The organism is Streptomyces apricus, assembly GCF_008369065.1.
Lineage (GTDB): Bacteria > Actinomycetota > Actinomycetes > Streptomycetales > Streptomycetaceae > Streptomyces > Streptomyces apricus.
The window spans coordinates 250,929-258,120 of the sequence record NZ_VDFC01000015.1 but is presented as its reverse complement, the minus strand read 5'-3'; the positions used below and the strand labels follow the sequence as shown (position 1 = coordinate 258,120).

7 protein-coding genes are annotated in these 7,192 nt (G+C 72.7%); 4 read left to right on the top strand and 3 right to left on the bottom strand.

Going from position 1 to position 7,192, the window contains the following annotated elements; all coding sequences use genetic code 11:
- Positions 1-118: 118 nt before the first annotated feature.
- Positions 119-754 carry a winged helix-turn-helix transcriptional regulator gene (locus FGF04_RS06175; protein WP_149510197.1) on the bottom strand — a complete coding sequence of 212 codons (636 nt, stop codon included), beginning with the start codon at positions 752-754 and terminating at the stop codon, positions 119-121.
- A gap of 86 nt (positions 755-840) precedes the next feature.
- On the opposite strand from FGF04_RS06175, the gene FGF04_RS06170 reads away from it, so the two are divergent.
- Both FGF04_RS06170 and FGF04_RS06165 read left to right on the top strand, forming a co-directional pair.
- A complete protein-coding gene (locus FGF04_RS06170) occupies positions 841-2,049 on the top strand; it encodes a pyridoxal phosphate-dependent aminotransferase (RefSeq protein ID WP_149510196.1) in 1,209 nt (402 codons plus the stop codon).
- A gap of 100 nt (positions 2,050-2,149) precedes the next feature.
- On the top strand, positions 2,150-2,728 hold the full coding sequence (locus FGF04_RS06165) for a hypothetical protein (RefSeq protein ID WP_235882206.1): 579 nt from the start codon (positions 2,150-2,152) through the stop codon (positions 2,726-2,728).
- 51 nt (positions 2,729-2,779) lie between these two features.
- Here the strand turns inward: FGF04_RS06165 and FGF04_RS06160 are convergent, their stop codons facing one another.
- On the bottom strand, positions 2,780-3,181 hold the full coding sequence (locus FGF04_RS06160) for a winged helix-turn-helix transcriptional regulator (RefSeq protein ID WP_149510195.1): 402 nt from the start codon (positions 3,179-3,181) through the stop codon (positions 2,780-2,782).
- Positions 3,182-3,328: 147 nt separating this feature from the next.
- Here FGF04_RS06160 and FGF04_RS06155 point away from each other — a divergent pair, with 147 nt between their 5' ends.
- Together FGF04_RS06155 and FGF04_RS06150 are read left to right on the top strand one after the other, a co-directional pair.
- A complete protein-coding gene (locus FGF04_RS06155; RefSeq protein WP_149510194.1) occupies positions 3,329-4,648 on the top strand; it encodes an MFS transporter in 1,320 nt (439 codons plus the stop codon).
- A 21-nt stretch (positions 4,649-4,669) separates the two neighbouring features.
- Complete coding sequence (locus FGF04_RS06150; RefSeq protein ID WP_149510193.1) at positions 4,670-5,485, top strand: chitosanase; 816 nt, start codon at positions 4,670-4,672, stop codon at positions 5,483-5,485.
- 78 nt (positions 5,486-5,563) lie between these two features.
- Here the strand turns inward: FGF04_RS06150 and FGF04_RS06145 are convergent, their stop codons facing one another.
- A complete protein-coding gene (locus tag FGF04_RS06145; RefSeq protein WP_149510229.1) occupies positions 5,564-6,922 on the bottom strand; it encodes a nucleobase:cation symporter-2 family protein in 1,359 nt (452 codons plus the stop codon).
- Positions 6,923-7,192: the final 270 nt, after the last annotated feature.

Here is a 7,192-nt window from a genome sequence, read left to right as displayed (position 1 = left end):
GGGGTCGCGGGGTAGGCGTTGACGCGTGGGGGCGGGCGCCCGCGGGCGTGACGCCGCGGGCGCGCATGTCCGTTCGGGTGCGGGTGGGCTGTGGCTGGTCGCGCAGTTCCCCGCGCCCCTAACGGGGCTCTTGCAGGGCCTTGGCCAGGGGGCCGTCGCCCGTGACCGTGACGCGGCCGGTGCGGACCGCTTCCAGGAGGTCGAGGTCGCCTCGGGCCAGGGCCGTGCAGGTCGCGGTGTCGAGGACCAGGTGGGTGTCCGGCTCCTCAGGGGCCGGGCCCTCTCCGTACACCGGGCCCTCGGTCGCGCCGGGGCGGACGTGGAACTCGCCCTCCTCCAGGCGCACCTGGACCGTCCCCTCGCCGAAGTCCGCCAGCGCGCGCAGCAGCGGCAGGGCGAACCAGTGGGCGCGCACCGCGTCGGTGGGACGGCGGTCCGCCAGCAGGGGGGCGCCCCATGCGCCCAGTGCCTGGAGCACGGGCAGCAACTCCCGCCCCCGGGGCGTGAGTTCGTAGACCTGGACCGCACCGGGCGGGGGCATCCGGCGCCGGGTCGTCAGGCCGTCGCGCTCCATGTCCTTGAGGCGGGCGGCGAGCACGTCCGTGCTGACCCCGGGGAGATCGGCGTGCAGGTCGGTGTAGCGGCGCGGACCGGCGAGCAGCTCGCGGACGATCAGGAGGGTCCAGCGGTCACCGACGGCGTCGAGCGCCCGGGCAGCGGAACAGTACTGGTCGTAGCTTCGGCGAGGTGACATGCGACGCAGTCTAGACAACTTGTTGGACTTTCCAAGCGCCTACTTGGTAAAACCAAGCAACACCACAACCTGGAGGTGCGCACCGCATGGAGTTCCGGCAGTCGAGCAAGCTCAGCGAGGTCTGTTACGAGATCCGGGGCCCGGTCATCGAGCAGGCGAACGCGCTGGAGGAGGCGGGCCACAGCGTGCTGCGCCTCAACACCGGCAACCCGGCGCTCTTCGGCTTCGAGGCGCCGGAGGAGATCCTCCAGGACATGATCCGGATGCTCCCCCAGGCGCACGGCTACACGGACTCGCGCGGCATCCTCTCGGCCCGCCGCGCCGTGGCGCAGCGCTACCAGGAGCGGGGCCTGGACGTGGGCGTGGACGACGTCTTCCTGGGCAACGGCGTCTCCGAGCTGGTCTCGATGGCCGTCCAGGCGCTCGTCGAGGACGGCGACGAGGTCCTGATCCCCGCTCCGGACTTCCCGCTCTGGACGGCGGTGACGACCCTCGCGGGCGGCAAGGCCGTGCACTACCTGTGCGACGAGCAGGCCGAGTGGTACCCGGACCTGGACGACATGGCGGCGAAGATCACGGACCGCACGCGGGCCGTCGTCATCATCAACCCGAACAACCCCACGGGCGCGGTCTACCCCAAGGAGATCATCGAGGGCATCCTCGACCTGGCCCGCCGGCACGGCCTGATGGTGTTCGCGGACGAGATCTACGACCAGATCCTGTACGACGGCGCCGTGCACCACTCGGCCGCGGCCCTCGCACCCGACCTGGTGGTCCTCACCTTCTGCGGGCTGTCGAAGACGTACCGGGTGGCGGGCTTCCGCTCCGGCTGGCTGGTCGTGACGGGCCCGCGCCAGCACGCGAAGAGCTACCTGGAGGGCCTGACCATGCTGGCCTCCATGCGGCTGTGCGCCAACGCGCCCGCCCAGTACGCCATCCAGGCCGCGCTCGGCGGCCGGCAGTCCATCCACGAGCTCACCGCGCCCGGCGGCCGGCTGCACGAGCAGCGCGACCGCGCGTGGGAGAAGCTGAACGAGATCCCCGGCGTCTCCTGCGTGAAACCGAAGGGCGCGCTGTACGCGTTCCCGCGCATCGACCCCGCGGTGCACAGGATCCACGACGACGAGAAGTTCGTGCTCGACCTGCTGCTGCGCGAGAAGATCCAGGTCGTCCAGGGCACCGGCTTCAACTGGCCGCGCCCCGACCACTTCCGCATCCTGACCCTCCCGTACGCCGACGACCTCGACGCGGCGATCAGCCGGATCGGCCGGTTCCTGAGCGGCTACCGCCAATAGGCGGCGGCGACCGGGCCGGGAGCGGGCGGCGGGACGGCCGGGGGCGGGCGCCGATGTCAGAGCGGGGTCGTAGCCGTCGGAGCAGGGGAACGGATCCGCCGTGCCCCGCGCCCGAAGGGTCAGGCACGGCCTGGCCTTCCGGCACCCGCGCCCGCCGCACGACCACTTCCTCACCCCGGCCGGGCACCGGATACGCGAGGAGAGCGCCACGGCGGAGCCGGTTCCGGCCCCGACGGCCCCGGACCCGGACCCCGCCGCCGCTCGCGGGTCCTCCGGGGTCTTCGCCGCGCGGATCGGCGGCGAGGAGGCCGCCGACGCGGGCCCGGCGCGGACACGCGAGGTGCACAGCGCCTGGCAGGGGCTGCTGGAGCTGCGCCGGATGACCAACACGGGCGGCGCCGTGGACCGGCCGTGCGCGTGGGAGCGTACGCATCTGGTGCAGGCGGCCGCCCTCGCGCTGGAGGCGGCGGGGCTGCGCCCGGCCGGACCGGACGCGGAGACCGGCGGATACCGGGTGCGGGCGACGCCGCAGCCGGAGGCCGTCGCCGTGCGCGAGGCGGACGCGGAGGCGCTGCGGCGGTGCGCGGCGACCTTGGAGCGGGCGGGCTGGCAGGCCGGCGAACACACGGAGCCACGCACCGGCGCCCGCTATCTGCTCGCGTCACCCCGCCGGGCCTGAGGCCGTGACGGGCCCGCCCGCCCTGTACTCCCCCGGGTGCCGGGTCCGTTCTCACACGTCGGTGTGGCCGGGCTCGTGCCGGGCGTCGTAGGCGGCACGTGACTCGGCGATCGTGACGCGGTGCCGCTCGGCCCAGTCGGTGAGCCCCAGCAGGGACGCGTGCAGTTCCTGCGCGACCGGCGTGAGCGCGTACTCGACCTTCGGCGGGACCGTCGCGTGGACGGTGCGGGTGACGAGCCCGTCGCGCTCCAGGTTGCGCAGGGTCAGCGTGAGCATGCGGCGGCTGATGCCCTCGATGCTGCGCTCCAACTCGGTGAAGCGGATGGGGCCGTGGGCGGCGGCCACGAGGATCAGCACGCTCCATTTGCCGGCGACCCTGTCAAGAACTTCGCGGACGGGACACGCGTGCGCGTTCACCACCTGCGAGGTAACACCGGTGTTCCCCCGGGACATCCGAGTGCCTCCTTACGGCCGGTCTCCATGGTCACTGACGATGTGCCCCGTTACATGTCGTGCACCTATGGATCGTACGGCCAGGGACCGCACGGCACCGGCCGCGCGCGGTACCGGCCGTACGGCACCGATACGGAGACCGTGACCATGCCGTTCCAAACCGGGTCCCCCACGGCGGACCCCGCAGAACGAACCTCTTCCCGCTGGGCGTCCCTCGTCGTGCTCTGCGCGGGCGCATTGATGACGATCCTCGACGGCAGCATCGTGACGGTGGCGATGCCCGCGATCCAGGGCGATCTCGGTTTCTCCTCCCCGGGGCTCGCCTGGGTGGTGAACGCGTATCTGATCCCCTTCGGCGGGCTGCTGCTGCTCGCGGGACGGCTCGGCGACCTGACAGGACGCCGTCGGATGTTCAGCGCAGGGCTCGTCGTGTTCACCGCGGCGTCCGTGCTGTGCGGGGTCGCCACGAGCCAGGCCGCGCTGATCGCGGCGCGGGCGCTGCAGGGCGTCGGCGGGGCGATGACCTCGGCCGTCGTGCTGGGCATGGTGATCGCGCTCTTCCCCGACCCGCGCGAACAGGCGAAGGCGATCGCGGTGTTCAGTGCGGTCGGTGCGGCAGGCGGCGCGCTCGGCACGTTCCTCGGCGGGGCGCTCACCCAGGCGCTCGACTGGCACTGGATCTTCCTGATCAACCTGCCGATCAGGGTGGTGGCGTGGGTCGCCGCCCTGCGGATCCTCGCCCCCGACCGCGGCGCGGGGCTCGGCCGGGGGGCCGACTACCCGGGGGCCGCGCTGGTCACGGGCGCGCTGATGATGACGGTGTACGCGATCGTGGGGGCCGGGGAGCGTGCGGCGGGCGGCACGGCGGCCCTGGCCGCGCTCTCGCTCGCGCTCTTCGTGGCCTTCACCCTGCGGCAGGCGCGGGCCGCGCGCCCGCTGCTGCGGCTGCGGCTGTTCCGTTCGCGGCTGCTCACCGGGGCCAACGGCGTCCAGATCCTGATGGTCGCGACGATGTTCGGCTTCCAGTACATCGGGGCGCTCTACATCCAGCGGGTGCTGGAGTTCGGCGAGTTGCGGACCGGGCTGGCGTTCCTGCCCGCGCCCGTGCTGATCGGCGTGCTGATGCTGGGGCTGTCGGCCCGGACGATCGGCCGCTTCGGCCCGTACCGGGTGCTGCTCGCCGGGCTCGCGCTCATCACGGCGGGCATGGGGCTGCTGAGCCGGGTGCCGGTGGAGGGGTCGTACGCCGCCGACGTGCTGCCTCCGATGCTGTTGCTCGCGGCCGGGTTCGCGGCCGCGATGCCCGCGGTGACGGGGCTCGCGATGTCCGGGGTGCGGGAGGAGGACGCCGGGCTGGCGTCCGGGTTGTTCAACACCACGCAGGTGGTCGGGGGTTCGCTGGGACTGGCCGGTGTACGTCACGCTCCATCTCTGGTAGGAAACTTTCCTAACAGTACGGAAGAGTGACTCCACCCCACAGGAGGCCCCGTGCACACCCCCACCCCCCACACCTCACGCCGCACCGTCCTCACGGCGATCGGCGCGGCCCTGGCCGCAGGCCCCGTCCTCGGCGCCGCCCCCGCGAGCGCCGCGCGGCCCGGCCTCGACGACCCGGCGAAGAAGGAGATCGCCATGCAGCTCGTCTCCAGCGCGGAGAACTCCTCGCTGGACTGGAAGGCGCAGTACGGCTACATCGAGGACATCCGCGACGGCCGCGGCTACACCGCGGGCATCATCGGGTTCTGCTCGGGCACGCACGACATGCTCGACCTCGTCGAGCTGTACACCCGGCGCAGCCCGGACAACCCGCTGGCCGGGTACCTGCCGGCGCTGCGCCGGGTCGACGGCACCGACTCGCACGAGGGTCTGGACCCCGGCTACCCGGACGCCTGGCGCCGGGCCGCCCGGGACCAGGCCTTCCAGCAGGCCCAGAACGACGAACGGGACCGCGTCTACTTCGACCCGGCGGTCCGGCGGGGCAAGGCGGACGGCATCGGCACGCTCGGGCAGTTCGCGTACTACGACGCCGTCGTGATGCACGGCAACGGCGGCGACGGCACGAGCTTTGGCGCCATCCGCGAACGGGCGCTGGGCCGGGCCAGGCCGCCGGCCCAGGGCGGTGACGAGGTGACATACCTGCACGCGTTCCTCGACGCCCGCGTGTGGGCGATGAAGCAGGAGGAGGCCCACGAGGACACCAGCCGCGTGGACACCGCCCAGCGGGTCTTCCTCAGGAACCGCAACCTGAMCCTCGACCCGCCGCTGGACTGGCAGGTCTACGGGGACAGCTTCCACATCGGGTAGGCGGGGAGGCGCGGTTCGCGCCCGGCCCCCGCACCGGTGGAGGTGCGGGGGCCGGGCGCGGCCGGGACAGTGACGGCCTCAGACCCCCGGCGCCGTCCGCGGCGCCCCGCCCGCGTGCCGTGCGGCGACCTCCTCGCCCGGTTCCATCGGCGCCGTCACCTCGTCGCGGTCGCGGCCGCCGCCCAGGTGGTTGAAGACGAGGTTCAGGGCGACGGCCGCCACGCAGCCCGTCGATATCCCCGAGTCCAGGATGATCTTCGCGGTCTCCGGGAAGGCGTGGTAGAACTCCGGCGCGGTGATCGGGATGATGCCGACGGCCAGCGAGACCGCCACGATCAGGACGTTGTTGTCCTTCTCCAGGCCCGCCTTGACCAGGGTCTGGATGCCGCTCGCGGCCACCGACCCGAACAGCACCACGCCCGCCCCGCCGAGCACGGGGCGCGGCACCACCGCGATCAGCGACGCGGCCATGGGACACAGGCCCATCAGGACCAGGAAGCCGCCGCCGGTGGCCACGACGTACCGGCTGCGGATGCGGGTCATCGCGACGAGGCCGATGTTCTGGGCGAAGGCGCTGCACATGAACCCGTTGAAGAGCGGGCTGATCGCCGAGCCGAGGGTGTCGGCGCGCAGGCCCGCGGCGATGGTCCTCTCGTCGGCCGGCCGGTCGACTATCTCGCCCAGCGCCAGCATGTCCGCGGTCGACTCGGTCATCGAGACGACCATCACCACGCACAGCGAGACGATCGCGGCGAGCTGGAACTGGGGTGCCCCGAAGTGGAAGGGCGTCGGGAAGCCGACGACGGCCGCGTCGGCCACCGGGGCGAAGTCGGTGACCCCGAACGGGATCGCGACGAGCGTGCCGGCGACCAGGCCGAGCAGGACGGCGATCTGCTTGACGAAGCCGCGGGTGAAGCGGCGCAGGAGCAGCACGATGAGGAGGGTGGCGCCCGCCAGGCCCAGGTTGGTGGCCGAACCGTAGTCGTGCGCGGCCGGGTCGGGACCCTGGGCCCAGCCGAAGGCGACCGGCATCAGGGATATGCCGATGAGGGTGATGACCGTGCCGGTGACGACGGGCGGGAAGAAGCGGACCGCCTTGCTGAAGAAGGGGGCGGCGAGGAAGCCGAGCGCGCCCGCCACGATGACCGCGCCGAAGATGACCGGCAGCGCGTCGCGCTTGTCCTCGGTGGAGTTGACGACCGCGATCATCGGGGCGACACCGGCGAAGGTGACACCGTTGACGAAGGGCAGGCGGGCGCCGATCTTCCAGATACCCAGGGTCTGCAGGAAGGTGGCGAGTCCCGCGGTGAACAGGCAGGCGCCGGTGAGGAAGGTCAGTTCGGCGGGGCTCAGGCCCACGGCCGCGCCGACGATCAGGGGCGGGGCGACCACGCCCGCGTACATGGCGGCCACGTGCTGCAGACCGCTGGTCGCCATCCGCAGGGCCGGGAGTTTCTCGTCGACCGGGTGCTTGGCGAGGGGGACGGGTGCTGCGTCCTTGCTGCTGGACTCCGTACTGCGGGGCGTGTGCTGGGCGGCCACGGCGGCTCCTCCGGTCGGGTACACGTCGGTGTCGACGTGGGTGTCAGGGAGGGAGCCGCCGTGGCCGCCCAGCACACGCCCCGCAGTACGGAGTCCAGCAGCAAGGACGCAGCACCCGTCCCCCTCGCCAAGCACCCGGTCGACGAGAAACTCCCGGCCCTGCGG

Bases quoted from the DNA above. Each gene is read 5' to 3' on its own strand.
- FGF04_RS06175 (WP_149510197.1), bottom strand. From the start codon at position 754: ATGTCACCTCGCCGAAGCTACGACCAGTACTGTTCCGCTGCCCGGGCG.
- FGF04_RS06170 (WP_149510196.1), top strand. From the start codon at position 841: ATGGAGTTCCGGCAGTCGAGCAAGCTCAGCGAGGTCTGTTACGAGATC.
- FGF04_RS06160 (WP_149510195.1), bottom strand. From the start codon at position 3,181: ATGTCCCGGGGGAACACCGGTGTTACCTCGCAGGTGGTGAACGCGCAC.
- FGF04_RS06155 (WP_149510194.1), top strand. From the start codon at position 3,329: ATGCCGTTCCAAACCGGGTCCCCCACGGCGGACCCCGCAGAACGAACC.
- FGF04_RS06145 (WP_149510229.1), bottom strand. From the start codon at position 6,922: ATGGCGACCAGCGGTCTGCAGCACGTGGCCGCCATGTACGCGGGCGTG.